Source organism: Pseudomonas triticicola (assembly GCF_019145375.1).
GTDB classification, from domain to species: domain Bacteria; phylum Pseudomonadota; class Gammaproteobacteria; order Pseudomonadales; family Pseudomonadaceae; genus Aquipseudomonas; species Aquipseudomonas triticicola.
This window is the reverse complement of record NZ_JAHSTX010000001.1, coordinates 3,056,120-3,082,163: the sequence shown is the minus strand read 5'-3', so window position 1 is coordinate 3,082,163 and position 26,044 is coordinate 3,056,120. Positions and strand designations below refer to the sequence as shown.

General features: G+C 60.2%; 28 protein-coding genes and 1 tRNA gene. 21 read left to right on the top strand and 8 right to left on the bottom strand.

Translation table 11 applies throughout. The annotated features are described in order from the left end of the window. The 7 genes from bamC (at position 1) to KVG85_RS13705 (ending at position 5,986) form a co-directional block, all read left to right on the top strand. Positions 1-1,116 carry an NlpB/DapX family lipoprotein gene (bamC, locus tag KVG85_RS13735; protein ID WP_217864139.1) on the top strand — a complete coding sequence of 372 codons (1,116 nt, stop codon included), beginning with the start codon at positions 1-3 and terminating at the stop codon, positions 1,114-1,116. A gap of 6 nt (positions 1,117-1,122) precedes the next feature. Further along, positions 1,123-1,884: an MBL fold metallo-hydrolase gene (locus KVG85_RS13730; RefSeq protein WP_217864138.1), complete on the top strand. Its 762-nt coding sequence runs from the start codon at positions 1,123-1,125 to the stop codon at positions 1,882-1,884. A gap of 28 nt (positions 1,885-1,912) precedes the next feature. After that, positions 1,913-2,626 (top strand): phosphoribosylaminoimidazolesuccinocarboxamide synthase, encoded by a 714-nt coding sequence (gene purC, locus KVG85_RS13725; RefSeq protein ID WP_016771262.1) that lies wholly within the window; start codon positions 1,913-1,915, stop codon positions 2,624-2,626. 84 nt (positions 2,627-2,710) lie between these two features. After that, a tRNA-Ser gene (locus tag KVG85_RS13720) sits at positions 2,711-2,800 on the top strand. A gap of 120 nt (positions 2,801-2,920) precedes the next feature. Beyond that, positions 2,921-4,276, top strand: coding sequence for a chromate efflux transporter (chrA, locus tag KVG85_RS13715; protein WP_217864137.1), 1,356 nt, complete (start codon positions 2,921-2,923; stop codon positions 4,274-4,276). Between the two features lie 238 nt (positions 4,277-4,514). After that, on the top strand, positions 4,515-5,399 hold the full coding sequence (locus tag KVG85_RS13710) for a manganese catalase family protein (protein WP_207808309.1): 885 nt from the start codon (positions 4,515-4,517) through the stop codon (positions 5,397-5,399). 77 nt (positions 5,400-5,476) lie between these two features. Continuing rightward, positions 5,477-5,986, top strand: coding sequence for a ferritin-like domain-containing protein (locus KVG85_RS13705; RefSeq protein ID WP_024012005.1), 510 nt, complete (start codon positions 5,477-5,479; stop codon positions 5,984-5,986). Between the two features lie 46 nt (positions 5,987-6,032). Here KVG85_RS13705 and KVG85_RS13700 read toward each other — a convergent pair whose 3' ends face one another. Further along, complete coding sequence (locus KVG85_RS13700; RefSeq protein ID WP_217864136.1) at positions 6,033-7,022, bottom strand: ribonuclease Z; 990 nt, start codon at positions 7,020-7,022, stop codon at positions 6,033-6,035. A 196-nt stretch (positions 7,023-7,218) separates the two neighbouring features. Between KVG85_RS13700 and KVG85_RS13695 the strand changes: the two genes are divergently transcribed. The 3 genes from KVG85_RS13695 to KVG85_RS13685 all read left to right on the top strand — a co-directional run bounded on the left by KVG85_RS13695 (position 7,219) and on the right by KVG85_RS13685 (position 10,114). Further along, positions 7,219-8,796 (top strand): histidine kinase famiy protein, encoded by a 1,578-nt coding sequence (locus KVG85_RS13695; protein ID WP_225926671.1) that lies wholly within the window; start codon positions 7,219-7,221, stop codon positions 8,794-8,796. Between the two features lie 91 nt (positions 8,797-8,887). After that, positions 8,888-9,118, top strand: a complete 231-nt coding sequence (locus tag KVG85_RS13690; protein WP_217864135.1) for a hypothetical protein — start codon at positions 8,888-8,890, stop codon at positions 9,116-9,118. 18 nt (positions 9,119-9,136) lie between these two features. After that, complete coding sequence (locus KVG85_RS13685) at positions 9,137-10,114, top strand: SDR family oxidoreductase (RefSeq protein WP_217864134.1); 978 nt, start codon at positions 9,137-9,139, stop codon at positions 10,112-10,114. 16 nt (positions 10,115-10,130) lie between these two features. Here KVG85_RS13685 and KVG85_RS13680 read toward each other — a convergent pair whose 3' ends face one another. The 3 genes from KVG85_RS13680 to KVG85_RS13670 all read right to left on the bottom strand — a co-directional run bounded on the left by KVG85_RS13680 (position 10,131) and on the right by KVG85_RS13670 (position 11,251). Beyond that, complete coding sequence (locus KVG85_RS13680) at positions 10,131-10,652, bottom strand: DUF4142 domain-containing protein (protein WP_217864133.1); 522 nt, start codon at positions 10,650-10,652, stop codon at positions 10,131-10,133. Between the two features lie 49 nt (positions 10,653-10,701). Continuing rightward, positions 10,702-10,926: a hypothetical protein gene (locus tag KVG85_RS13675; protein ID WP_217864132.1), complete on the bottom strand. Its 225-nt coding sequence runs from the start codon at positions 10,924-10,926 to the stop codon at positions 10,702-10,704. 133 nt (positions 10,927-11,059) lie between these two features. Then, on the bottom strand, positions 11,060-11,251 hold the full coding sequence (locus tag KVG85_RS13670; protein ID WP_016771242.1) for a YegP family protein: 192 nt from the start codon (positions 11,249-11,251) through the stop codon (positions 11,060-11,062). Between the two features lie 274 nt (positions 11,252-11,525). On the opposite strand from KVG85_RS13670, the gene KVG85_RS13665 reads away from it, so the two are divergent. From KVG85_RS13665 to KVG85_RS13640, 6 genes are all read left to right on the top strand, one after another. After that, entirely contained in the window at positions 11,526-12,491 is a 966-nt protein-coding gene (locus KVG85_RS13665; protein ID WP_071174682.1) for a glycosyltransferase family 2 protein, read from the top strand. A 3-nt stretch (positions 12,492-12,494) separates the two neighbouring features. Further along, positions 12,495-13,205, top strand: coding sequence for a class I SAM-dependent methyltransferase (locus KVG85_RS13660; RefSeq protein WP_217864131.1), 711 nt, complete (start codon positions 12,495-12,497; stop codon positions 13,203-13,205). Next, entirely contained in the window at positions 13,202-13,588 is a 387-nt protein-coding gene (locus KVG85_RS13655) for a GtrA family protein (protein ID WP_024012011.1), read from the top strand. The genes KVG85_RS13660 and KVG85_RS13655 overlap by 4 nt, the downstream gene beginning before the upstream one ends. Next, a complete protein-coding gene (locus KVG85_RS13650; protein WP_217864130.1) occupies positions 13,585-15,690 on the top strand; it encodes a DUF6311 domain-containing protein in 2,106 nt (701 codons plus the stop codon). The genes KVG85_RS13655 and KVG85_RS13650 overlap by 4 nt, the downstream gene beginning before the upstream one ends. A gap of 88 nt (positions 15,691-15,778) precedes the next feature. Continuing rightward, positions 15,779-16,699: a LysR substrate-binding domain-containing protein gene (locus KVG85_RS13645; protein WP_123442913.1), complete on the top strand. Its 921-nt coding sequence runs from the start codon at positions 15,779-15,781 to the stop codon at positions 16,697-16,699. 165 nt (positions 16,700-16,864) lie between these two features. Beyond that, positions 16,865-17,230 carry a 5-carboxymethyl-2-hydroxymuconate Delta-isomerase gene (locus KVG85_RS13640; protein WP_041478855.1) on the top strand — a complete coding sequence of 122 codons (366 nt, stop codon included), beginning with the start codon at positions 16,865-16,867 and terminating at the stop codon, positions 17,228-17,230. Between the two features lie 3 nt (positions 17,231-17,233). Here KVG85_RS13640 and KVG85_RS13635 read toward each other — a convergent pair whose 3' ends face one another. Together KVG85_RS13635 and KVG85_RS13630 are read right to left on the bottom strand one after the other, a co-directional pair. After that, positions 17,234-18,169 (bottom strand): LysR family transcriptional regulator, encoded by a 936-nt coding sequence (locus tag KVG85_RS13635; protein WP_073472928.1) that lies wholly within the window; start codon positions 18,167-18,169, stop codon positions 17,234-17,236. Between the two features lie 177 nt (positions 18,170-18,346). Next, entirely contained in the window at positions 18,347-19,519 is a 1,173-nt protein-coding gene (locus KVG85_RS13630; protein WP_217864129.1) for a cyanate transporter, read from the bottom strand. 401 nt (positions 19,520-19,920) lie between these two features. Between KVG85_RS13630 and KVG85_RS13625 the strand changes: the two genes are divergently transcribed. The 5 genes from KVG85_RS13625 to KVG85_RS13605 all read left to right on the top strand — a co-directional run bounded on the left by KVG85_RS13625 (position 19,921) and on the right by KVG85_RS13605 (position 24,897). Beyond that, a complete protein-coding gene (locus KVG85_RS13625; protein ID WP_217864128.1) occupies positions 19,921-21,570 on the top strand; it encodes a phosphoethanolamine transferase in 1,650 nt (549 codons plus the stop codon). A gap of 163 nt (positions 21,571-21,733) precedes the next feature. Beyond that, a complete protein-coding gene (gene rnd, locus KVG85_RS13620; protein ID WP_217864127.1) occupies positions 21,734-22,867 on the top strand; it encodes a ribonuclease D in 1,134 nt (377 codons plus the stop codon). Then, positions 22,864-23,157: a YcgL domain-containing protein gene (locus KVG85_RS13615; RefSeq protein WP_041478850.1), complete on the top strand. Its 294-nt coding sequence runs from the start codon at positions 22,864-22,866 to the stop codon at positions 23,155-23,157. The genes rnd and KVG85_RS13615 overlap by 4 nt, the downstream gene beginning before the upstream one ends. Positions 23,158-23,262: 105 nt before the next feature. After that, positions 23,263-24,195, top strand: coding sequence for a D-2-hydroxyacid dehydrogenase (locus KVG85_RS13610; RefSeq protein ID WP_073472920.1), 933 nt, complete (start codon positions 23,263-23,265; stop codon positions 24,193-24,195). A 252-nt stretch (positions 24,196-24,447) separates the two neighbouring features. After that, the gene (locus KVG85_RS13605) at positions 24,448-24,897 is read left to right on the top strand and encodes a YcgN family cysteine cluster protein (protein ID WP_217864126.1); all 450 of its coding nucleotides are present in this window, start codon (positions 24,448-24,450) and stop codon (positions 24,895-24,897) included. Between the two features lie 112 nt (positions 24,898-25,009). Here the strand turns inward: KVG85_RS13605 and KVG85_RS13600 are convergent, their stop codons facing one another. Then, entirely contained in the window at positions 25,010-25,387 is a 378-nt protein-coding gene (locus KVG85_RS13600; RefSeq protein WP_122602193.1) for a YgaP family membrane protein, read from the bottom strand. Between the two features lie 81 nt (positions 25,388-25,468). Continuing rightward, a complete protein-coding gene (locus tag KVG85_RS13595; RefSeq protein WP_007911337.1) occupies positions 25,469-25,939 on the bottom strand; it encodes an RNA methyltransferase in 471 nt (156 codons plus the stop codon). Positions 25,940-26,044 lie beyond the last annotated feature (105 nt).

Genomic DNA, 26,044 nt, shown 5'->3' with positions numbered 1-26,044 from the left:
ATGAAGCGAATGGCCGGACTTTCCGCACTTGCCTTGATTATCTCCAGCACCAGTGGCTGCGGATGGGTCTGGGGGCCGGAAGGTTATTTCCGCGACCGTGGAAGCGATTACCTGCAAGCGCAACAGACTGCACCGATGCAATTGCCACCGGAGGTGAGCACTGCCAAACGTCTCGATCCGCTGTTGCCGATCCCGCGCAACGTGGCCGATGACACCGCGACGGGCGAGTACGTTGTGCCGCGTCCTCAGCCGCTTTCGGCGGTTGCCGACGCAACTGATTACTCGCTGCAGAAGAGCGGTGATTCGCGTTGGGTCGTGGCCCAGCACCCTCCGGCCGAAGTCTGGCCAGTGGCGCTGCAGTTCTTCCAGGACAACGGTTTCCGTCTGGATGAACAGCGTCCGCAGACCGGTGAGTTCACCACCACCTGGCAGCACTCCGACGAGCTGTCCGCTTCGATGGCCAAGCGCCTGAGTGCGGCCGGTATCGCCAGCGACAGCGAAACCCGCGTGCGCGTGCGCATCGAGCCGGGCGTGCAGCGCAACACCAGTGAAATCTACGTAGTCAGCGCCGAGCGTCCTGCCGGCAGCACGGCCGACGTGGCTTTCACCAACCGTTCGGTCAACACTGGCCTGGACGCTGCGCTGGTCGACGACATGCTCGCGAGCATGAGCCGCACGTCCGAGAAGGGCGGTTCGGTGTCGATGCTGGCCTCGCGTGATTTCGATGCGCCGAGCCGTGTCAGCCTGAACGAAGACGGCAGCGGCAACCCGGTATTGAACGTCGGTACCGATCTGGACCGCGCCTGGTCGAGCGTCGGCCGTGCGCTGGAACAGGGCGAATGGCGCGTTGAAGACATCAACCGCAGTCTGGGCCTGTACTACATCAACCTGGCCGAAAAAGCCGAGAAGAAAGACGACAAGCCTGGCTTCTTCAGCAGCCTGTTCGGCAGTGCGCCGAGCAAGGAAGAAGTCGAAGCCCGCGCCGAGCGTTATCAGGTTCGCCTGAGCAAGGTGGGCGAGAACATCCAGGTTACCGTCGAAAAGAACATCAACACCGTCGCGCCGGCCGATGTCGCGCGTAAAGTGTTGAGCGTGATTCAGGACAACCTGGGCTGATCCGATATGCGTTTTGCCGTTCTCGGCAGCGGTAGCCAAGGGAACGGCACGCTGATCGCCAGTGCTGATACGTACGTGCTGGTGGATTGTGGTTTTTCCCTGCGGGAAACCGAAAGACGTCTGTTGCGCCTGGGTGTTCACCCGGCGCAACTGAGCGCGATACTCGTGACCCACGAACATGCCGACCACGTGCATGGCGTGGGTTTACTGTCTCGGCGCTACAATCTGCCGGTCTACCTCAGTCGTGGCACGCTGCGCGGGATGCGCAAACCGCTTGAACCGGCAGGCTTTCTGGCCGGCGGCGAGCAGCTGCAGATCGGCGCACTGAACGTCGGGGTCATTGCCGTGGCCCACGACGCGCAGGAGCCGACCCAGTACGTTTTCAGCGATCAGGAACAGCGGCGCTTCGGCCTGCTGACCGACCTGGGGTCGTTCTGCGAGCGGGTGCTGGATGGCTATCGGGACCTCGATGCATTGATGATCGAGTCGAACCATTGCCGCGACATGCTGGCCCGTGGTCACTACCCGTACTTTCTCAAGCAACGGGTAGGCGGCGAACGCGGACATCTGAACAACCATCAGGCGGCATTCCTGGTGGCCGAGTTGGGCTGGCAGGGTTTGCAACACCTGGTCCTGGCCCATCTGAGCAGCAAGAACAACCTGCCGCAGCTGGCCCGGCAATGTTTTGTCGATACTCTCGGGTGCGACCCGGACTGGCTGCAACTGGCCGATCAAGATTCAGGGCTCGACTGGCGCCACATCGTCTAGCCCACCTACTTAGCAAGCGGAGCCCATCATGGAAAAACGTGAAGAACTCTACCGCGGCAAAGCCAAATCGGTTTACAAGACCGACGACGCTGACCGCTTGATCCTGCTGTTTCGCAACGACACTTCGGCGTTCGACGGCAAGCGCATCGAACAGCTCGATCGCAAAGGTATGGTGAACAACAAGTTCAACGCCTTCATCATGCAGAAGCTCGAAGCGGCCGGCGTGCCGACCCAGTTCGACAAACTGCTGGGCGACAACGAGTGCCTGGTGAAGAAGCTCGACATGATCCCGGTCGAATGCGTCGTGCGTAACTACGCCGCCGGCAGCCTGGTCAAGCGTCTCGGCGTCGAAGAGGGCATGAAGCTCAACCCGTACACCTTCGAACTGTTCTTGAAGGACGACGCCAAGGGCGACCCGTTCATCAACGAATCCCACGTTGTGGCATTCGGTTGGGGCACCGCCGAGCAACTGGCGCGCATGAAGGAACTGTCGCTCAAGGTCAACGAAGTCCTGAGCAAACTGTTCGACGACGCCGGCCTGCTGCTGGTCGACTTCAAGCTTGAATTCGGCGTGTTCAGCGACGGCTCCATCGTCCTCGGCGACGAGTTCAGCCCGGACGGCTGCCGTCTGTGGGACAAGGACACCAAGAAGAAGATGGACAAGGACCGCTTCCGCCAAGGCCTCGGTGACGTCATCGAAGCCTACGAAGAAGTCGCCGCTCGTCTGGGCGTACCGCTTTAATCGACGCAAGCATCTGATAGCACGGAAAAAATTTCGTTTGGGGGGTTCGCAACCAACGAAAGTGTTGTTATGATGCGCGCCGTTGGAGAGATGCCAGAGTGGCCGAATGGGACGGATTCGAAATCCGTTGTACCTTCACCGGTACCTAGGGTTCGAATCCCTATCTCTCCGCCATTATTGAACAAGACGAAGCCCCCGTAATCATTGCTGATTACGGGGGCTTTTTCGTTTCTGGCGTTTTGTTCGTTGCGCTTTTCGGGTACAACCTGCCGACTGCATAAAAGGAACAGCTCGATGCGTGAAGTTCAGCCGTTGGTGGGTGATGACGACGTTAGTCCGCAGGCCGTGAGTCTACGCGAGGCGTTCTGGTTCTGGTTGAAGCTGGGCTTTATCAGTTTCGGCGGGCCGGCCGGACAGATTTCGATCATGCACCAGGAGTTGGTCGAGCGGCGGCGCTGGATTTCCGAGCGGCGTTTTCTGCATGCCTTGAACTATTGCATGTTGCTGCCCGGGCCTGAGGCGCAGCAGTTGGCGACCTACATTGGCTGGTTGATGCATCGAAGCTGGGGCGGGATTGTGGCCGGGGCGTTGTTCGTGTTGCCTTCGCTGTTCATCCTGATTTTCCTGTCGTGGCTCTATATCGCCTTCGGTGAAGTGCCGGTGGTGGCCGGACTGTTTTACGGGATCAAGCCTGCGGTGACGGCCATTGTCGTGCAGGCGGCGCATCGCATCGGTTCGCGGGCGCTGAAGAACAATTGGCTGTGGGCGATTGCGGCGGCGTCGTTTACCGCGATTTTTGCGTTCAATGTGCCGTTCCCGTTGATCGTGTTGGGCGCGGCGGTGGTTGGCTACTTCGGCGGGCGTCTGGCGCCCGAGAAGTTCATGGTTGGCGGGCATAGCGCGGCGAAAAAGTCTTTCGGCCCAGCGTTGATCGACGACGACATGCCAACCCCGGCCCATGCCCGTTTCAGCTGGACGAAACTGGCCTTGATCGCCGTGATCGGTGCCGCGCTTTGGGCGTTGCCGATGGGAGTATTGACCGCGCTATTCGGCTGGCAGGGCACGTTGACGCAAATGAGCTGGTTCTTCACCAAGGCAGCGCTGCTCACCTTCGGTGGAGCTTATGCGGTGCTGCCCTATGTCTATCAAGGTGCGGTCGGTCACTACGGCTGGCTGACCCCGACGCAGATGATCGACGGCCTGGCGCTGGGCGAAACCACGCCGGGGCCGCTGATCATGGTGGTGGCGTTTGTCGGTTTTGTCGGCGCTTATGTGACGCAGGTGTTCGGCGCCGATCAGGTGTTTCTCGCCGGAGCGGTCGCTGCCGCACTGGTGACGTGGTTCACCTTTCTGCCTTCCTTCCTGTTCATCCTCGCCGGCGGCCCGCTGGTGGAGTCGACGCACGACGAACTCAAATTCACCGCCCCACTGACCGCGATCACCGCTGCGGTGGTTGGGGTGATTCTCAATCTGGCGTGTTTCTTCGGCTACCACGTGCTCTGGCCGCAAGGGTTCAGCGGCAGCCTGGATTGGCCCTCGGCGTTGATCGCCATTGCGGCGGCCATTGCGCTGTTTCGCTTCAAGCGCGGAGTGATTCAGGTGTTGCTGGGCTGTGCGTTGGTTGGGTTGGTGGTGCATTTGCTGCGTTAGTGATCGCGGCGCTGGAAATCGAATCGCGCGCTGGAGACTCGATTCCGGCAATAAGTTCCGGTCATTCCAGTGCGAATATCCCCAGCGGTATAGCCCCGTTTCGCTTGTTGGCGCGGTTCAAACCATTTGTCCTGTCGCCGCAAATTTTTTGAAATTTCCGCAACGACAATGCTTCACAAAAGGGTAGGCAAACTTTTACCCAGAACTTGCCACGCTTACCCGACTGAGGAGATTTGTCATGTTTCTACATAACAAGCGACTTCAATACACCGTTCGTGTCGCCGAGCCCAATCCGGGGCTGGCCAATCTGTTGCTTGAGCAGTTTGGCGGCGCGCAAGGTGAACTGGCGGCGGCTTCGCGCTATTTCACTCAAGCCCTGGCCGAGGACGATCCGGGACGCAAAGACCTGCTGATGGATATCGCCACTGAAGAACTCAGCCACCTGGAAATCATTGGCTCGATCATCGTCATGCTCAACAAGGGCGCGAAAGGCCGGATGGCCGAAGGTGTCGAGCAGGAGGGCGAGTTGTATCGCTCGCTCAATGGCAACGGCAATGACTCGCACATCACCAGCCTGCTCTACGGTGCCGGTTCGCCGCTGACCAACTCTGCCGGTGTGCCCTGGACGGCGGCGTACGTCGATACCATCGGTGAGCCGACCGCCGACATGCGCTCCAACATTGCTGCTGAAGCACGGGCGAAGATCGTCTATGAGCGCTTGATGAACGTGACCGATGACCCCGGCGTGAAAGAGGCGCTGGGCTTTCTGATGACCCGTGAGATCGCCCACCAGTTGTCATTCGAAAAAGCCCTGCATTCGATTCAGCCAAACTTCCCGCAAGGCAAGCTGCCCGGCATGCCTGAGTTCACCAACGTCTACTTCAACATGTCGCAAGGCACCGAAAGCATGCGCGGCCCGTGGAATCAGGGCGACGATTGGGAGTTCGTCGAAACCCCGACGCCAGCGGTCGACGGCGGCGATGGCCTGGCCACCGTGCAACTGGACAGCGCCGACGAAGCGCTGCTGGAAAACATGAAAATGCGCACCATGTCCGACCCCAACAGCGAGCCGGTCACCGGTGCGGATCTGGGCGCCGGCGCGCAGGCCAAGCCTGGTTTGTAAGGCACGAGGGGCGCGCCGGACATCAGGCGGCGCGCCCCGGTTGATCACTGGGAAATCATCAAGAAGAGGACTCGACAATGGCTACTCCACAGGAAAACCTGCTCGACTGGCTGCGTGATGCCCATGCCATGGAGCAACAGGCCGAGCAAATGCTCAAGGCACAATCCAAGCGTCTGGAACATTACCCGCAGCTCAAGGCGCGCATCGATCAGCACATCGAAGAAACCCTCGGCCAGCAGAAACTCATCGACGAATGCCTGCAACGTCTGGGCGGTGAATCCTCGACGATGAAAGACCTGGGCGGCAAATTGATGGCGTTCGGTCAGGCTGTTGGCGGCTCCTTGATGAGCGATGAAGTGATCAAGGGCGCCATGGCCGGCTACGTTTTCGAGAACATGGAGGTCGCCAGCTATACCGTGCTGATCGCAGCGGCGAAAGCGGCGGGGGACACGCAGACGCAGAAGGCCTGCGAACAGATTCTGCCGCAGGAAGTGGCCATGGCTGAATGGCTGCTCAAGCATTTGCCGCAACTGACCGACGCGTTTCTCGAACGCTCGGCGGATCCGGACAAAGAAGCCAAGAAGTAATCCCGCACCGGCGTCCGCCTGAAAACCGGGCGGACGCGGTATCAAACTAAGGCGCGACTTCCAGAGGTTTGCGCTCGATTGCCACAGGCTGCAAATGACCCAAGCGGTCGAGGTGATAGCGCTGCAGATCCCGCGCGAGAATCAGTTGGCCGTTATACAGCGCCGCCGCTTCACTGCGCACATCTTCGATCGACGGACTCAGCGCCGGGTTGGCCTGATAGCGTGCGCTGAAGTGCGTCAGCACCAGATTGCGCACCCCAGCGGATTCGGCGAAACCGGCGACAGCGGCGGCGCTGCTGTGGCCGTAACTGGCACGAGCGCGGTCGATTGCTGCCTGCACGAATGTCGCTTCATGCACCAGCACATCCGCCGATTGCGCCACTTCTGCCAGCAGTGCCGGCCGATCGTTGTCGCCGCAGACGATGATGCGCCGATCAGGTCGCGCGCTCAGCAGATAGTCGCGAGCGTGCAGCATCCGCCCGTCAACCTCCACGTCCTGACCATGGGCCAACTGACCCCAGAGCGGGCCGCGTTCGATGCCTTCAGCGTCGAGTCGCTGCACGTCGAGACGCGGTTCCGGATCGGACTCGGTAAATACATAACCGTGACACGGCACGCGGTGCGACAACTCGACGGTCTGCACCAGAACGTTGAAGTTGCGCCATTCGGTAAGCGTTTCCACAGCGTGCAGGTTGATCTCGAAGGGCAGATGCGATTGCGTCACTTCCAGGCTCATTCTCAGCCACGGATGCAGCGCCGCCGGCAGAATAATGTCCAGCGGCCGCGTGCGTCCGGACATGCCGGTGCTCGCCAGCAGACCCGGCAAGCCCAGGCAGTGATCGGCGTGCACATGAGTGATGAAAATCGCCCGCAATTCACTCAATGACAGCGGCGTGCGCAGCACCTGATGCTGGGTGCCTTCACCGCAATCGATCAGGTACCAGCCCTTGCCGGCAGAGGCGATCAATGCTGTTGCGCTGACGTTGCGCTGGCGGGTCGGCACGCCGGCAGACGTGCCTAGAAACAACAAATCCACGGTGGTTCTCCCTGGCGGATCGGATTTCAGATATTGCGTGCAGTTCTCGGTGTGCTTTCGACAATCAGCGAGGCGATTCGGATCCATCGATGGACTGCGACAATTCATCGGACACCCGCGCTGTCGGCTTCTGGCCTTGGCACTTCGCTCGCTGATGATGGTCACAGCGAAACGGAGTCACTTAGCGGAGGTCAACTTGCCCAGAAAATCCAGGCCGATCGTCGACCGCGCCGATGCGGCGACCCTTTCGCAAGAACGCAAAGATGTGTTTTTCGCGGCGGTGCAGGTCAGCCGTATGGCCATGATTGTCACCGATCCAGCGCAGCCCGACGATCCCATCATTTTTGCCAACAATGCGTTTCTTGAATTCAGCGGCTACGAGCTGGAAGAAGTGCTCGGGCGCAACTGCAGGTTTCTGCAAGGCGAGCAGACTGATCGTTCCGTCTTGCAACAGGTCAAGCAAGCGCTCAAACATCAACACGAAACCTGCGTGGAGGTACTCAACTATCGCAAGGATGGCTCGTCGTTCTGGAACGAGCTGTTCATCGCGCCACTATTCAACGAGCGCGGGCAACTGGTGTATTTCTTCGCCTCGCAAATGGACGTCAGCCGCCGACGCGACGCCGAGGACGGTTTGCGCTACAGCGAGAACATGGAAGCGCTGGGCCAGTTGACCGGTGGCATCGCCCACGATTTCAACAATCTGTTGCAAGTGATGATTGGCTACATCGAGCTGATCCAGCACACCGCCAAGCGGCCGAGCATTGATCCGCAACGCATCGTGGTCGGCGCCGGCCACGCTCGCGCGGCGGCGGAAAAAGCACGTTTGCTGACCCAGCATCTGCTGGCATTCTCCCGCCGACAACGGCTCGAAGGCCGGGTGATCAATCTCAATGCCTTGCTTGAGCGCTCTACGCTGCCGACGCATGAATCCGCCGATCTGGAACCGCGATTCGAACTGGCCGAGGACTTGTGGAACTGCCGGCTCGACCCGGCGCAGGCCGAGATGGCACTGAATCATCTGCTGTCCAATGCCCGCGATGCGTTGGGGCAGCAGCAACAGCCGGTGATCACCGTGCAGACCCGCAACGTCGTTGTCCCTGACGCGACCGATCCGCACCAGGGCGGACTGGCGGCGGGGCGTTACGTCTGCATCGCGATCGCCGATAACGGCGTGGGCATTGCCGCCGACGATCTCGACAAGGTCATGGAGCCGTTTTTCACCACCAAAGAGGAAGGCAACGGTGCCGGCCTCGGTTTGTCGATGGTTTACGGCTTCGTCAAGCAATCCGGCGGTGTGGTCAAAATCGAATCGACGCCGGGGCTCGGCACCACGGTGCGCTTGTTCTTCCCGGCGGATGACAGTCAGCTATCGGCACCTGGCTCCGCTGAGACCGCAGAAAATCTCAAGGGCACGGAGCGCATCCTGATCGTCGAGGATCGCGCCGAAGTTGCTGAACTGGCGCGCTTCGTACTGTCCGAACAGGGTTACCGCACCACCATCGCTGCAGACGCGAGCGAGGCGCTGGCGATGTTACAGACTAGCGACTTTGAGCTGGTCTTCACCGATCTGGTCATGCCCGGTGAGATGAACGGGCTGGCACTGGCGCGGGAAATCAGCCAGCGCTATCCGGTCACGCAGGTCTTGCTGACGACTGGCTACTGCGCGGACGAGTCGACGCCCGATGAGCTGGCTGACAATGAGTTCGAATTGATCGCCAAGCCCTACGCGCCGGTGGATCTGTTGCGCAAGCTGCGCTCGATGCTCGGCTGAAAAAAACGAACTGTCAGCGAACGTTCGGCGTCCATCCTTAAGACCATATTGAGCAACCAGTGAGGGGACAAGCCCCGAGGAGATGTTTGCTATGAGTGATTATCCGATGGACGAAACCGATTCCGATCACCGCAACCACCAGATCGGCCAAGCGCTGGGGCTGGATGCTGACGAGGTGGAGTCGTGGGTCAGTGCAATCGAAGAAGATGGCAGCGGCATGGGCTACGTCGTGCATTTTTCCAGCGAAACGCCGGTGGACGTGCTGGCCAAGGTGCAAGGGCTGGGCGATGACCTGATGATCAACATCGGGCCGATTGATTGACCGCCGGGAGGGCGATCCATGCAGGAGCAACCGTTGGTAGTGATAACCGGCGCCAGTGCTGGCGTGGGTCGCGCAGTGGCCCACCGGTTTGCGGCTGGCGGCTACCGCATCGGCCTGTTGGCGCGTAATCCGGCGGGACTGGCTGCCACGCAAGAGGAGCTGCAAGCGTATGGCGTTCAGGTTGAAACGGTTAGCGTCGATATCGCCGATGCGCTCGCCGTGCAAGAGGCTGCGCAGCAACTGGAAGCCGCGCTCGGACCGCTGGCAGTCTGGGTCAACGCGGCGATGGTCACGGTGCTCTCGCCGATAGAACAATTGTCCGCCGCCGAGATCGAGCGCGTCACTCAGGTGACCTATCTCGGTACGGTTCATGGCACCTTGGCGGCGCTGTCGTTGATGCGTCCGCGCAACAAAGGGGTGATCATCCAGGTCGGCTCGGCACTGGCCTATCGCGCCATTCCGTTGCAGGCCGCCTATTGCGGGGCGAAGTTTGCTGTGCGCGGTTTTACTGATTCATTGCGCTGTGAGTTGCTGCATGAGCGCAGCCATATTCGCGTGTGCATGGTGCAATTGCCGGCGATCAATACCCCGCAGTTCGATTGGGCACGCAACAAATTGCCCAAGCGTCCCCAACCGGTGCCACCGATTCACGACCCCGACGTGGCGGCACGGGCGATTTTCAGTGTGGTAAAGCATTCACCGCGAGAGTTGTGGCTGGGGTGGTCGACGATCAAGGCGATTGTCGGCCAGTCGGTCATGCCCGGTCTGCTCGACCGTTTGATGGCGCGAAGTGCATGGTCCGGTCAGCAGACCAATGAGCCTGAAGACAACGAGCACCCGGACAACCTGTTCGAAGCGCAGCCGGATCGGCATCAGACCCGTGGCCGCTTTATCGGCCGCTCAAAGGACGCGGCGCTGGCCTTGACTTCGACCCAAGTGCTGGCGGTATTAGCAGTGATTGCCGTACTGGCGGCCGTGGTTCTATTACAGCTTTGATTGTTCCCCCGGTTGGTCAGGGGTTGACGGATTTCAGTGCGCCAGCGGAGGGTTTGAGTTTTTCCTGCAGGTCGCGGGCAGTTTTTGCCTGTTTCTCGATGTCCGGCAACGCGGATTGGGCGAAAGCCTTGAGCTGCGGATTTTGTGATGACAGCGCTTCTTTCTTGAACAGCATCAGCTTTTGCTCAAGGGTTTCGGCCTGGCTGTCGATGTAAATGCGGTCGAAGGAGTCATCCCTTGATTCAAGGCGTAGCTGCTTGGCTTTGGATGCCACCGAGGGTTCGGCGGGAACCGCCATCTGCTGGCTTTGCCCCAGCTGCCTGATTTGTTTATCGAAGTGCTCATGGTCGGCGATCATTCGTCTGGCGAACGCTTTGACTTCGGGCAAGGTTGCCTTTTCCAAGGCGATGCGCGAACTGTTGTGCTGGAACAGGCTTTGCTGTGCCGCCTCTTCGATGAAGGCGTCGATGGTGTCTGCATGGCCTGGCTGGACGCTCATAGCCAAGACAGCAAGGCAGATCGCGGCGAGTGATTTCATGGCGCGTAACCTCCGCAGCATCGATGGATGGTGGCGGCCCGGGATCGGCTCATGGCTGCTGATAGTGGCCGGGGACGTTGTCGCCTTCGTCGCGCCTGGTGCGTTTCTGCACCTGGACGTCGCTCAGTGAAGCGGTCTTCAATTCGGCGAAAGCGGTCTTGACCAGGGTTTCAGCGAGACCCGGATCAAGGGTGTCGCCATCGTGAATCAGCGTGCGGCTTTGCGGCTGGTTGTCGACGATAAAACTGATGAGGTAGCGGTGTTCATGGGACATGGCTGAAATCCTTGGGTGCATGGCAGCAAAAATTGCAGTACATGCACCTTTGATGAACACCGCTGACAAGCATTCAAATAAACCCTTTGAAGGGCGACAGACGGTGCCGCTATGCAGATGAACAGGACGTCGCTCAAATTTCTTTGATCGGCGTCTCGCCCTGTACGGCTTTGATCAGATTGATCACGTGCAGGCAATCAGCCTTGTTCACATACGATTCGCCACTGGCCACGGTCTCGTGGTTGCGCGCGCGCAGACGCCAGCGCCACTGGCCTTTGCCAGTGCTCGGGGTGCCTCGGGTTTGTCGGTAGATTTCAAAATACATGGGGTTCGCTCCCTGCGATGGATGTGCGCGCCAACCTGTGTGGCGCATCGACGCAAGCCTAGCGCAGCGGGTTTTTTTGGCTATCGCGGATTTGTTTCCAATCGTTCGCGGATGTTTCTGAAAGACCCTGCCCAGAGCGCCGCGACTGCCCGGCGAATTGGCCGATATGACCCCGTGACCTGCTTGCACGAGTACGCCGGCTACTGCTTAATACGGGACGGCTCATGGCCTCGAAAAACTTCGATGACCGACAAACTATAAAAAGAGCACTCCTTTGACTGAGCACGGAACGCAACAGGCCGGGCAGGTGACGTTGTCGCTGGTGATCCCCGTTTTCAACGAGGCGGACAGCCTCGACAGCTTTCTTTCGCGCATCGACGAGGTCTTTCAGACGCAGGCGCTGATCGATCTTGAACTGGTCTTCATCAACGATGGCAGCACCGACACGACCCTTGAGCGCTTGCTTGAACGGCAGCGGCAAGACTCGCGTCTGCGCATCGTCGACCTGAGTCGCAACTTTGGTAAGGAAGCGGCATTGTCGGCCGGTCTGCAGATGGCCACCGGGCAGATCGTGGTGCCGATCGACGCCGATCTGCAGGACCCGCCGGAAGTCATCTTGCAAATGATCGAGCGCTGGCGCGAAGGTTACGAAGTGGTGCTGGGGCATCGTGTCAGCCGCCGTAGCGACACGTGGGCCAAGTCGACCTCGGCCCACTGGTTCTATCGCCTGCACAACCGCATCGCCGAACAGCCGTTGCCGGAGAACGTTGGCGACTTCCGCCTGATGGACCGCTGCGTGGTCGATGCCTTGCTGACCCTGCCCGAGTCGCGGCGCTTCATGAAAGGTCTGTTCGCCTGGGTCGGTTTCCGCACCACTCATGTCGACTACGAGCGCCCCGAGCGCGTGGCCGGGCAAAGCAAGTTCAATGGCTGGCGGCTGTGGAATTTCGCCCTGGAAGGCATCACCAGTTTCAGTACCGAGCCGCTGCGGGTCTGGACCTACCTGGGAGCGACGGTTTCGCTGGTGTCGTTTGCGTTCGCCATGTTCATTGTCCTGCGCACACTGATCCACGGCGTCGACTTGCCCGGTTATGCCTCGCTGATGGTCGCGGTCACGTTCCTTGGCGGTCTGCAATTGATCGGCATTGGCGTACTCGGCGAATACCTCGGCCGCACCTATATCGAATCCAAACGCCGACCGGTTTTTCTGGTGCGTCGCGTCTACGACCCCAAGGACTGACAGATGGATCTCAAGGAAACCGACATCCTCGGCGACAGTATCGATGAGCATTGGTATTACTGCTGCAAAGCGGCGGCGACCCGGCGATTGCTGGGTGACATGCCGATTCGGCGAATACTCGATGTCGGTGCCGGCTCGGGGTTTTTCTCGCACCATCTGCTGACCCACACCGACGCGCATGAAGCGTGGTGCGTCGACATCAGTTACCCCGCCGATTCAAGCGCCTCCCACGCGGGCAAACCGGTGCATTACCGACGCGGCATCGACAGCATCGATGCTGATCTGGTGTTACTGATGGACGTGCTCGAGCATGTCGACGACGACCTCGGCCTGCTCAAAAGCTATGTCGATAAAGTGCCTTCGGGCAGTCGTTTTCTGATGACGGTGCCAGCGTTCCAGTTTCTCTGGAGCGGTCATGATGATTTTCTCGAGCACAAGCGCCGCTACACCCTCGCGCAATTCGAAACCCTGGCGGGCGATGCCGGTTTGACCGTGCAGCGCGGCGCCTACTATTTCGGTGCGGTGTTTCCTATCGCCGCTGCGTTGCGCCTGATGCCTCAAGGTTCGCAAACCGCAGAGCCACAGTCGCAACTCAAGCGTCATCACCCGTTGGTCAACAGCGTGCTCAAGACTCTGTGCCGGCTGGAATTGCCGTTGATGGGCAGAAACCGGCTGGCCGGTTTGAGCGTCTTCGTGCTGGCGCAGAAACCGTGATCGGCAGTGAGCGTTCAGCGTTGGTCCGCCGTGGTCTGCGCTTTGCCCTGACCGGGCTGTTCGTCACTGCGCTGCATGCGCTGGTGGCTGTGCTGTTCATCCGCTTCATCGCGCCCGAACCGCCGCTGGCCAATGGTTTCGCCTTTGCCGTGGCGACCGTTGTGTCTTATGTGATCAATACCACCTGGAGCTTTTCAGCTCGCCTGCACGGGCGCACGTTACTGCGCTTTGTGTCGGTCTCGGCGGGCGGTTTTCTATTGGCGATGCTGGTTGCCTGGGCGGCGCAAATGGCTGGGTTGCACTATCTGCTCGGGATCGGCGCCGTGGCCCTGACGGTGCCGGCATTTACTTTCGTTTTGCATAATTTCTGGACGTATCGATGAAGCTTTGCTCAACCTCTCGGGCCGCTGCGCTGTTGCCTGTGCTGCTAGGCATTCTGGCGTTTTTTATCGTGGTCGGCCCTCGGGCGTTGAACCCAATGAACATTGCCTGGCTGGGCGACGGCGACCCGGCCACCCATTACCAGGGTTGGGTGTTTTTCCGTCACTCGCCATGGAGCTTTCCGCTGGGGCTCAATCCGTCTTACGGACTGGAGTTGTCCAACGGCTTGATCTTTTCCGATTCCAATCCGCTGTTCGCCTTTTTGTTCAAGCCGTTCTCGGCGCTGTTGCCGGAGCCGTTTCAGTATTTCGGACTGTGGTTGCTGACCTGCTTCATTCTGCAGAGCTGGTTTGCCTGGAAACTGCTCGGCCTGGTGACCCGCGACGCGGTTGTGCGGTTGCTCGGCACCGGGCTGTTTTTATTCGTTCCGGCCATGCTGATCCGCATGAGCGTGCACCTGTCCCTGGGCGGTCATTTCATGTTGCTGGCTGCGCTTTATCTGGCGCTGCGGCCCTTCACGCCCAAGCGCTCTCTGGCCTGGGGAACGTTGCTGGCGGCGGCCGCGCTGATCCACGCCTATTTGCTGGCGATGATTGCGCTGATCTGGCTCGCTGATCTCGCAGCGCACACCCTGCGGCGACATTTGGCGCCGCGCAAAGCTGGGGCCGAACTGATCGGACTGTTTTTGCTGGTGAGTCTGTGCTGCTGGCAGGCGGGCTACTTCAGCGTCGGCGACGACGGCCTGGCATTGATGGGCTACGGCCTGTTCCGGGCCAACGTGCTGAGCTTTTTCGACCCGGGAACCTGGTCGTTTGCCCTGCGCGACATGCCCGGTGTGTTGGGCGACGGTGACGGTTTTGCTTTCCTTGGTTTGGGTGTGGTGTTCCTGTTCATCTGCTCCTTCGCGGCATGGCTGCAACGCGGCACGGATGTTCACCTCAAGCCACGTCGCTACCCGCTGCTGTTGCTCGCGCTGGCAGGCCTGGCGCTGTTTGCGTTTTCCAACAACATCGGTGTCGGCCCATTCGAGTTGCATATTCCACTGCCCGATGCGGTGGTGGCGGTAGCGACGATTTTTCGCGGTTCGGGACGGATGATCTGGCCGGTCATGTACATGGCGATCTTCGCCATCCTGTACGTGGTGATTCGCGGCCATACCTCGCGCACGGCACGGGTTCTGCTGGGCGTTGCCCTGGTGCTGCAAGTGGCGGATACGCGTTCCGGCTGGGGAGAGTCGCGCAACCTGTTCATGGCCACGCCGGCGCCACAATGGCCGACGCCACTGGTTGATCCATTCTGGGATCAGGCAGCCCGCCATTATCAGGCGGTACGATGGTTGCGCCCGGAGAATTATCCGGAGCAGTGGCGAACGCTGGCCGAGTTTGCCGGGCGTCATCATCTGCCGACCAATGCGGTTTACCTCGGCCGCATGAGTACCAAGGCCACCGAGGCGGCCCAGGCTGTGGCCGACCAGATGGTCAGCGCTGGTCAATACGCCACCGATACGCTGTATGTGCTCGATAGCCGCACTGTGCTGCCGGCCGCGCTGACCCTCGATCGCGAGACTGACGTACTCGCCAGAATCGACGGTTTGAACGTGCTGGCGCCCGGCTGGAAGCGTTGCGCCGATTGCCCGCCCATCGTGGCCGCTGATCCCCTTACGCTGATTTCGCCACTCAAGACGAACGAGCGCGTGACCTTCAACGTTACCAGCCTGGCGACGTTCTTCCTCGGCAGCGGATGGTCGAAAAGCGAACCGTGGGGCACGTGGTCCGAGGGCAGTGAGTCGCAAATCATTCTGCGGCCCGAGCCGCGGGTGAGGTCATTTGTGCTGGAAGCCAACGCGTTGATTGCGCCGTCGCATACCGAACAGGGGCTGGAAGTCATCGTCAACGATGTGCCGGTGCTCTCCACCCGTTTGCGCAAACCCGAAGCGAACGTTGTCAGCGTCGATCTGCCAGCCGAAGTGCAGCAGCGCATCGAACGTGAAGGCGTGCTGGTGATTCGTTTCCAGTACGCCGACGCCATCAGTCCTAGAGCCCTTGGCATGGGACTCGATCCGCGCAAACTGGCCATTGGCATTCGGGCGTTGACGCTTCATTGACCCGGCAGTGGCAGTTTGGCGCAGCGGCCCATAGACGCAGTTCATGGGCCTTTCTACACTGCCGCTATTCCGGAAGCAGGGGCAATGGATGAACCGCAATGAACTTCGCAAGGCCGACATCAACCTGATGGTGGTATTCGAGACCCTGATGCTCGAACGCAACGTGACCCGCGCGGCGGAGAAGCTGTTCCTTGGCCAGCCGACCATCAGTTCGGCGCTCAACCGTTTGCGCACGATGCTCAATGATCCGCTGTTCATCCGCGTCGGCCATCGCATGGAACCGACGGCCCGTGCCGAAGACATTTACCGCCATCTCAAACCGGCACTGGATTCACTGTCGGCGGCGCTGAGCCTGACACGCGATTTCGACCCAGCCACCAGCACCATGACCTTTCGCATCGGCCTGTCCGATGACGTCGAATTCGGCCTGCTGCCGCCGCTGTTGCGCGCGCTGCGCCAGGAAGCGCCGAGCGTGGTGTTCGTCGTGCAGCATGTCGATTACTGGCGGATTCCCGACCTGTTGGCCGCCGGCGATATCACCGTCGGCATCAGCCAGACCCGGGGCCTGCCGGCCAACGCCAAACGCAAACTGCTGCGGCACATCCAGCCGAGCATCCTGCGCGCCGATGCCTCTGCCACACCGCTGACCCTCGACGAATACTGCGCTCGCCCGCATGTGCTGGTGTCGCACACGGCCAATGTCAGTGGCTACGCCGATGAGTGGCTGGCGGAACTGGGCCGCACGCGGCAGGTGGTGTTGTCGGTGCCGCAATACAGCGCACTGCCGGCGTTGCTGGCCGGCACCGACCTGATCGCCAGCCTGCCGGATTACACCGCAGCGGCAATGGCGGCGTCGGGGGCGCTGTTCCAGGAACCGTTTCCGTTCAAGACGCCGACACTGGACCTGTCGATGGTCTGGCTCAGCCACGTCGACAGCGACCCGGCCGAACGCTGGCTGCGCTCGCGGCTGGAAGCGTTCATGAGTGAACGGCCGCTGATTCCGTCCTGACAAGCACTGCACAGCCCTGTGGGAGCGAGCCTGCTCGCGAAGCGGTTCGGTAGGCGCGGATGTGCAAACTGAAAGGACGCTTTCGCGAGCAGGCTCGCTCCCACAAATGACGCTGTGTGATTGTGTTATATGTACGCCCCCGCATCCGTCGACTGGAGATCCGCAATGCCACACCTGCACATGGAATACACCGCCAACCTGACGCAGTTGAACGCTGACATCGCCCTGATCCGGCTCAACAACACGCTGGTCGGTTCCGGTCAGTTCGGCGCGGAGTTCGATATCAAGAGCCGCGCGATCAAGATCGACAACTTCAAGGTCGGCACGGCGCAGGGCGAGCGCGCCTTCGTCCATGTGAAACTGGCCTTGCTCAGCGGGCGCTCGGCGGAGATCAAGAAGCAGCTCTCGCAAAGTCTGCTGGCAGTGTTGCAGGAACTCTGCGAATGGCCGGCCGGGCTCGAAGTGCAACTGTGTGTCGAACTGCTCGACATCGATCGCGAGTCCTACAGCAAAGCCGCGATCGGCATCTGACGCTCAGGCGTTTTCCAGCTCGCTGCACACCTGAATCACCTGCTCGCGCAGCCAGACGTTGGCGCTGTCCTGATCGGCGTTCTGGCTCCACTGCATGTCGAGGGTGAAACCCGGCAAGCCATTGGGCGCCTCGCAGTGGTTGAACACCGCATCGTTGGTCAGCAAACGCTGGATACGCCGGGGCAGGGTGAGGATGAAATCGGTACCGGTGATCATCTTCAACGCGGCGCTGTAGCTGTTCGAGCGCGCGACGATCTGGCGTTTCTGCGCCTGCCGCGCCAGCCAGCCGTCGACCATGTTGGTGCTTGAAGTCCACGGCGTCGGGAACACATGCCGACGTTCGGTGAATGCTTGCAGGCTCAACCGCGGTTCGAGTGGCGTGGCGCGTTTGTCGAAGACGCAGACCAGGTCATCTTCCAACAGCATCCGTGATTTCAGATCCGCATGCTGGCGGTGAAAGTGCGGGCCGAAACTGATCACCAGATCGAGGCTGCCGTCGCGCAACTCTTCGGCCGGAACGTCGGTTTCAAACTTGTGCATGTTGACCATCACCGGCAAGTCATCGAAGTCGAAGCGCTTCAACAGTCGCGGCAGAATCAGTTGTTCGAAGTATTCCGGTGCGCAGATGTTGAAAGTCACCGCCTGCCGGCTCGGGTCGAAAGCCGGGGCACCGGCGTGGCAGAGGTTGATGCTTTCGATGATCTTCTGCACATGGCCGTACATGCTGCAGGCTTTGTAGGTCGGGCGCATGCCGGTGCGGGTGTTGATGAACAGTTCGTCTTCGAAACTGGTACGCAGTTTCTTCAGGCAATAACTGACGGTGGACTGGCTGACGAACAGGGTTTCCGAGACATCGGTAACACTGCTCTGCTCGTACACGGCGACGAACACCATCAAGTCCTGCATGTCGAGCTTGCGAAGCAAATTACTGTTCAGCATGAGTTCCGTCTCGCTGTGCCCCCTTGCGCAGAATTCGCGCAAACGTGTGCGTACGATCCTAACGGAACGATGGTGCCAGGAGAAACCCTTGTAGGACATTTCACGGACACATGTGGGACAGAAACTTTTAGCAACACGACGTTGCTGATTTCGTGCGGGAAAGATGGCCAGAGGCCTCTAGCCCGGGCGAGGCAAGTGGTGCGCGTAGTGGCGAGGGTCGAAGCGCATCACCATCAGCAGCATGATCACCATCACCGCCGTCAACGCCCACCACGCGCCTTCGAAATTGCCCAGCCGATCGCGAATCATCCCTGCCAACAGCGGCGAGAGGCTGGCGATCAGATAACCGATCCCCTGTACAAACGCGGTCAGGCCACCGGCACGCTGCGGCTCGTCGCAATGATCCAGCGCGACGATCAGGCTCATCGGAAACAGACCGCCAATCCCCAGCCCCAACAGACACGGCCATAACAAGGCCAGAGTTATCGGAGCGAGAATCAGCCCGCAGAAACCGCCGATGATCAGCAACAGCAGAACCGCCAATATCCCACGCCGGTCACGGCTGCGATTGGCGATCGCCGGCACTGCCAGGCCGGAAATGACCTCCATCGCTGTAAGAAAACCCAACAGCAGCCCGGCGTTCTGTTCACTCCAGCCTTTTTCCACGTAATACGGGGCAAGCCAGGCGAGGACGCAGGTGTAAGACGCCGTACCGAGGCCAAAGAAAATCGCCAGCAACCAGGCGCGACGGCGCGTGATGAAAGACTCCCGCCGGGTCACTGTCGATATGGCTTGCGCGGGCTGCAAGCACCAGACCAGCAACGCGACCAGTGCCAACGCCGCCCAGATGGCCAGCCCCACGCGCCAACTGCCGGCCTGTACCATCACCAGCGGCGCGAACGAGGCGGCAATCGCCGCGCCGCCCATGATCGAAGTCACGTAGACGCCCATGCAAAACGCCACGTTGTCAGCAAAGCGCGATTTGATCAGCGCCGGCATCAATGCCTGAATCAGGGCTATGCCAATGCCGGCCAGCATCGCGCTGACGATCAGCTCGATCGCCGAATCGATAAACAGCCGTGACACGCTCGCCAGCCCGATGATCAACAGCGACAGCAGCACCGTGCGTTGTTCGCCCAGGCGCTGGCTGATGCTCAGGCCGAAAAACATCGCCAGTCCCATGGCCATCACCGGCAGCATCGTCAGCAGAGAGGCAAGCGTGAAGCTCAACGGGATATCGCCGCGGATCGCCGACAGCAGCGGCCCGATGGCTGCCATTGAGGGGCGCAGATTAAGTGCGACAAGGATGATCGCGAGCATCAGCCAAGCGGCGGGAGGGGTGTGATTCATCGGCGGGCCTTCGAGTCCAGGGGCTGCTGATTAGGCGTGGCGCCGCCGCCGTCGGCAAATCAGAAAACCCCGGGCCAGACCTAAAAACTCGATAACACCTCTGTCCCGATGTGGGAGCGAGCCTGCTCGCGAATGCGTTCCTCCAGACAGACATTCATTTGCTGACACTGCGCTTTCGCGAGCAGGCTCGCTCCCACAGGACATTGCGAAGTGCCTGAAACTGAATAAAACCTGAACCATTCTCAAATACTCGCAAACTTTCACGTTCGTACTCCGAGGCAACTAATCATTAGCATCTTTTTCACGAAAAATTGATCCATGGCTGCCTAAAGTTTGGCATGCCTCGGTGGATGAAATTTTCACAATCGACGAGGCTCTTCTTTCAGGAACAGTCACTCATCATGTTGAAGTTAAAAGCCGTGCGCCCGGAATGGGTGACGTTGTTTGCCAGCGCCTTTTTGTTGCTCGGTTTCAATCTGGTGCTTTGGCAACATTTGTTCGAGATCACCGCCGCCGATGGCAAGGGCATCGCCATGCGCGTGGCGTTTGGCCTGATGATCTTTGCCGCGTTCAACATAGTCCTGACGTTATTCGCTTTCCGGCCACTGCTTAAACCACTATTGACCCTGTTGTTTTTAGTCAGCGCCGGCGTGGCTTATTTCATGAGCCAATATGGCGTGATGATCGATGCCGGCATGTTGCGCAACTTTGCCGAAACCAACGTCACGGAAGTGCGTGATCTGCTTTCGCCGAAGTTGTTCGCTTACATTCTCTTGTTGGGTATTTTGCCGTGTCTGTTGTTGTGGAAAGTTCCAGTCAATTATCGGCGCTGGCATCGTGAGTTGTTCAGCAAAGTTATTGTCAGTGTTGCCTCGGCGGCGGTGATCGGTGTTGTCGCATTGGCCAACTATCAAGGCTTGTCGTCGCTGTTTCGCAATCACCACGAAATTCGCCTGATGCTGGTGCCGAGCAATTACATCGGCGCATCCATTGGTTATCTGCAAGAGCAAGTGGTCTCGGCGCAGCAGCCGTTCATCAAGATCGGCGAAGATGCCCAGCGCAATCCCGACTTGCAGCTACAGCCACGCAAATCCCTCACGGTGCTGGTGGTGGGGGAGAGTGCGCGGGCGCAGAACTTCGGCATTCTCGGTTATGACCGCGACACCACCCCGCAACTGGACAAAGAGGCTGGCCTGATCGCTTTTACTGACGTGCATTCCTGCGGCACGGAAACCGCAGTTTCGGTACCGTGCATGTTCTCCAATATGGGTCGCAAGGATTACAACGCCAGCAAGGCCAAGAATGAAGAAGGCTTGCTCGATGTGCTCAAGCGTGCCGGCATCGATGTGATCTGGCGCGATAACCAGTCCGGCTGCAAAGGCACTTGCGACCGCGTCACGGTGCAGGATGTCAGCAAGTTGCAGGACCCTGCGTTATGCGCCAACAGCGAATGTCGCGATGAAATTCTCCTGCAAGGCCTGCAAAGTTTCATAGATCATCTGGACAAGGACACCGTGCTGGTTCTGCACCAGATGGGCAGTCATGGCCCGGACTACTTCAAGCGTTATCCCAAGGAGTACGAACACTTCACTCCGGTCTGTGAAAGTAACGCGCTGAACAATTGCAGCCGCGAAAGTATCGTCAACGGTTACGACAACACGCTGGTCTACACCGACCATGTGCTGGCGAGCCTGATCGATGTGCTGCGCAGCAATCAGGACAAAGTCGACACCGCCATGCTCTATCTGTCGGACCACGGCGAGTCGCTGGGCGAGTACAACCTGTTTCTGCACGGCACGCCGTACATGCTGGCGCCCGAGCAACAGAAGCATGTAGCGATGCTGGCGTGGTTCTCCGACAGCTATCAGAAAGCCTACTCGGTCGACACCCATTGCCTGCAACTGAGCCGTGACAAACCGCTGAGCCAGGACAATCTGTTTCACTCGATGCTCGGCCTGCTGGAAGTGCGCAGCAGCGTGTATCAGCCGGCGCTGGACATGTTTGCCGGTTGTCGCGGCGCGGTGATCGACGGCGTGTTGGCCAAGCAGTGAAGCGTTTCCTGCCCGTCGCGCCAATGCGACGGGCCTTTCTGTTTCTGTTGTCAGACTATTCTTGCTGACAGGCAAGACATTTCCTTACAGCTCTTGCCCTTCAAAGGCGCGTAAATCGTCGGTGGCGATATATACTGCGCGCCATTCTTCAAGGGAGAGCCGTGTGGCTATCGATATTCACTGGATTCGCGACAACGAAAGCCTCGCGCAGTTTTGCTCCGAGTGGCAGCAGCTGCCGTTCGTTGCCCTCGACACCGAATTCATGCGGGTCGACACCTTCTACCCGATTGCCGGCCTGTTGCAGATCGGCGATGGCAAACGCGCCTACCTGATTGATCCGCTGACCATCAACGCCTGGCAACCGCTGGCCGCGTTGCTGGAGAATCCGGCGGTGCTGAAAGTCCTGCACGCCTGCAGCGAAGACCTCGAAGTGCTGTTGCGCCTGACCGGCAGCCTGCCGGCGCCGTTGTTCGACACGCAACTGGCCGCCGCTTACCTGAACCTCGGCTTCTCGATGGGCTATTCGCGTCTGGTGCAGGAAGTGCTCGGCATCGACCTGCCCAAGGGCGAAACCCGCTCCGACTGGTTGCAGCGCCCGCTGTCCGAAACCCAGATCAGCTACGCCGCCGAAGACGCGGTACATCTGGCCGAGGTGTTCGTCGAGTTACGCCCCAAGCTGTCCGCCGACAAGTTCGCCTGGGTGCTGGAGGATGGCGCCGAACTGGTCGCCAACCTGCGCCGCGAAACCGATCCGTACGAGGTCTATCGCGAGGCGAAACTGGCCTGGAAGCTGTCCCGTGCGCAATTGGCCGTGCTGCGTGAGCTGTGCGCCTGGCGCGAAAAAGAAGCCCGCGCCCGCGACCTGCCGCGCAACCGCATCGTCCGGGAACACTCGCTGTGGCCCTTGGCCCGCACGCAGCCGGATAACCTCGCAGCGCTGGGCAAGATCGAAGACATGCACCCGCGTACCGTACGTCAGGACGGTCAGTTTCTGCTTGATCTGATCAAGCGCTCTGGCAGTGTGGGCCCTGATCAATGGCCACCGGCAGTGCCCGAGCCGTTGCCGATCGAAGCCGCTGCGCTGATCAAACAACTGCGCGCGCTGGGTCAGGCCGAGGCCGAACGCCTGGGTATTGCCCCGGAACTGATGCTGCGCAAGAAAACCCTCGAAGCGCTGGTCAAAAGCGGCTTCCCCGAGGGTCCTTACCAATTGCCCGATTCGCTGCGTGGCTGGCGCCGCGAATTGCTCGGCCAGAAGCTGCTCGACAGCCTGGCCACCGCCGGAGAACAGCCTTGAAACGTATTTGCTCCATCTACCAAAGCTCCAAGCGCAGCGGCATGTATCTCTACGTGCTCAAGAGCGATGCGCTCGAGCGCGTGCCGGAAGCGCTGATGACGGCTTTCGGCAAAGCGAAGCATTCCTTCGATCTGGTGCTGTCGCCCGAGCGCAAACTGGCCAGCGAAGACATCACCGTGGTCCTGGAAAACCTCGACAAGCAGGGCTATCACCTGCAAATGCCGCCGGCCGAGGACGAGTACATCGAGCACCTGCCCGAAGAGTTGCTGCGACGCAACGACCCGGTCTGACCCGCGAGGCCCTGTCCTGGGCCTCGGTTAACCCTGGAACTGTTTTTACCGCGATGGCCGGCCCGAATCCGGCGGCTGTCTGCACGGTTTGCGAAAGGTTTGAAGATGCGCGTTCTGATTGCTGAACACGACCACGCGATATACGCCCGCCTGCTGCGTCAGGCACTGCCCGAGCTTGAAGTCCTGACCAGCGGCGACTCCGCCGAACTGGCGCGGCAGGCCGCCGATTGCCCGGTGTGGCTGGGCCAGCCGGATCTGCTCGCGACCCTGCTGCGCCAGGGCCATCAACCGCAATGGCTGCAATCGACCTGGGCCGGCATTACGCCGCTGCTGGCCGACGGCTTGCGCCGCGATTATCGCCTGACCCGCGCCGTGGGGATTTTCGGTCAGGTCATGGCCGAATACGTGCTGACCTACATCCTCGGCCACGAACGCGAAGTGCTGGCGCGGCTGGTCAGCCAGGTCGAGCGCAAGTGGGATAACCGCAGCGGCCAGAGTCTGGTCGGGCGCAAGGTGCTGATCGTCGGCACCGGTGACATCGGCCAGAGCGTTGCGCAGTTTCTGCGGCCGTTCGGCGTCGAGCTGTACGGCATCGCCAGCAGCGCCCGCGAACAGGCGCCGTTTGTCGAAGTCGGCGCGCTGGCCGATCTTCCGCGATTGGTGGGCGAGGTGGACTACGTGGTCAATCTGCTGCCGAACACCGAACACACCCACGATATCTACGACGCTGCGCTCTTCAAGCAATTCAAACCCACCGGACTGTTCATCAACGCTGGACGCGGTGTCGCGGTGGTCGATGCCGATCTGGTTGAAGCTTTGAAGGAAGGGCATCTGGCCGGCGCGGTGATCGACGTCTGCCGTCAGGAACCATTGCCGCAACGCCATCCATTCTGGACCGCGTGGGGCTTGCTCCTGACCGGGCACAGCTCGGCACCGACCTCGCCGGCGCTGATGGTGGATTTGTTTGTGCAGAACCTGAAGGCGTACGAGGCGGGTGAGGCGTTGCGTGGGGAAGTGGATTTCACCCGCGGTTATTGATCCAGCGCCGATCATCGTGGGAGCGAGCCCGCTCGCGAAGAGGGCGTGTCAGTCGACAACAGCGTGCCTGACACAGCGCTTTCGCGAGCAGGCTCGCTCCCACATTGGTTTCAAAGGGTAGTCACCAGGTTGCTCAGTGGGCGGCGCTGGCGCTGACAAGCGGATTTACCGACAGTCGCCAGCGCTTGGCCCTTGCGCTCGCTGGCACTAGACTGGCGGCCTTTTCACCACCTTGATGTTGATGCTTGAGCCATGGCCGCCATAGTCGAACCGTTCTGGAAACGCAAAACCCTCGATCAGCTCGATCACGAGGAGTGGGAATCGCTGTGCGACGGCTGCGGCCTGTGCTGCCTGCAAAAGCTCGAGGACGAAGAAGACAACAGCGTCTATTACACGCGCATCGCCTGCAAACTGCTGGATCTTAAAACCTGCCAGTGCAGCGATTATCCGAACCGGATCAAGTTTGTCCCTGACTGCATCCAGCTCACGCCGGGTCAGGCGGAAGAATTCAAATGGCTGCCGCCGACCTGCGGTTATCGGCTGGTCAGCGAGGGCAAGGATCTGCCGTTATGGCACCACCTGGTGTGTGGCGACCGCGATGCGGTGCACCATGAGCGGATTTCCCAAGCCGGGCGCATGCTCGCCGAAGGCAGCGTGCCGGAGGATGACTGGGAAGATCATCTGATTTTTCGCGCGGGTTGAAATTTTCTCGCTTCAGGTATATCGCAATCGCTGGCAAGCCAGCTCCCACAGGTTTTTCTGCGGGAGCTGGCTTGCCAGCGAAGAGGCCATCAGCGGCGCTGAAGATCCCGGATCAGACGCCGGTTTTCGGCGAGGTCAGCGAATCATTGCCGGTCACAGTGGCTGTTTCAGTAGCCACTTCGGCATTGGTCTTCAGCTTGCTCAGCTCTTCCCCAGCGCGTTCGATCTTCGCCCGCACATTGCTCATGTCCTGACGGCCTTTTTCCAGCAGACTTTTCGCCGAGCAGTGCCCGGTAATGCCACGGGCCACGGCCATGCCGCCGAGCGCCACTTGAATCAGGCCGAACACGCCGCCACGGCGCAGGCCCTTGCCGACCATCAGCACGCCGCCGGTCAACGAGCCGACGCGCTCCCAGCCATGCACATTCTTGTGCGAAGGCGACTGGAATGGGGTGGATTCGATGCGTTCTACGCGTTTGAGCTCGCTCATGGTCTATCTCCAGGCAGGGTGCGATTGATAGATAAGCTGACTGCCAGGGCGGTCAGCTTGTTCCATCGAATGTGCGGCGCTTCAGCGGAATTTCGGCCCGGAGCGGGTGTTCAGGCCTTTGGCCATGCGGTCGTAGAGCACGACGTTGACCGTGGCGGCGAGGTTCATGCAGCCGGTGGTCGGGATGTACACGACGTCTTCACACCAGTCGCGAATCTCTTTATCCAGCGAACCGTCCTCGGGGCCGAAGATGTACAGGGCGCGGTCGGGGTGGGTGTATTCCGGCAGCGGCCGGGCGCCTTCGACCAGTTCTACCGCGACGGGCACGCAGTTGAGCGGGAGGATTTTTTTCAGGTCGTCGATGCCGATCAGCGGGATGTCGTAGTGCACGCGTTTGGTGTCGGTGACGAAGTCGGCGGCGCGTTCATAACGCTTGCCGGTGTAGAACACCGACGCCACGCCGTAACAGCCTGCGGCGCGCATCACCGAACCGACGTTCTCCGGTGATTTTGGGTTATACAAACCAATGCAGCTGTACCGTTTGTCTGCCACGAGCGGGGTGCCTTCGAGAAAAAGAGGGCGATTATACGGGGATTGGGGGAGGGCGGGCAGATTCGAGACTTGTGGTGTCTGGCAGGCCGCTTTCGCGAGCAGGCT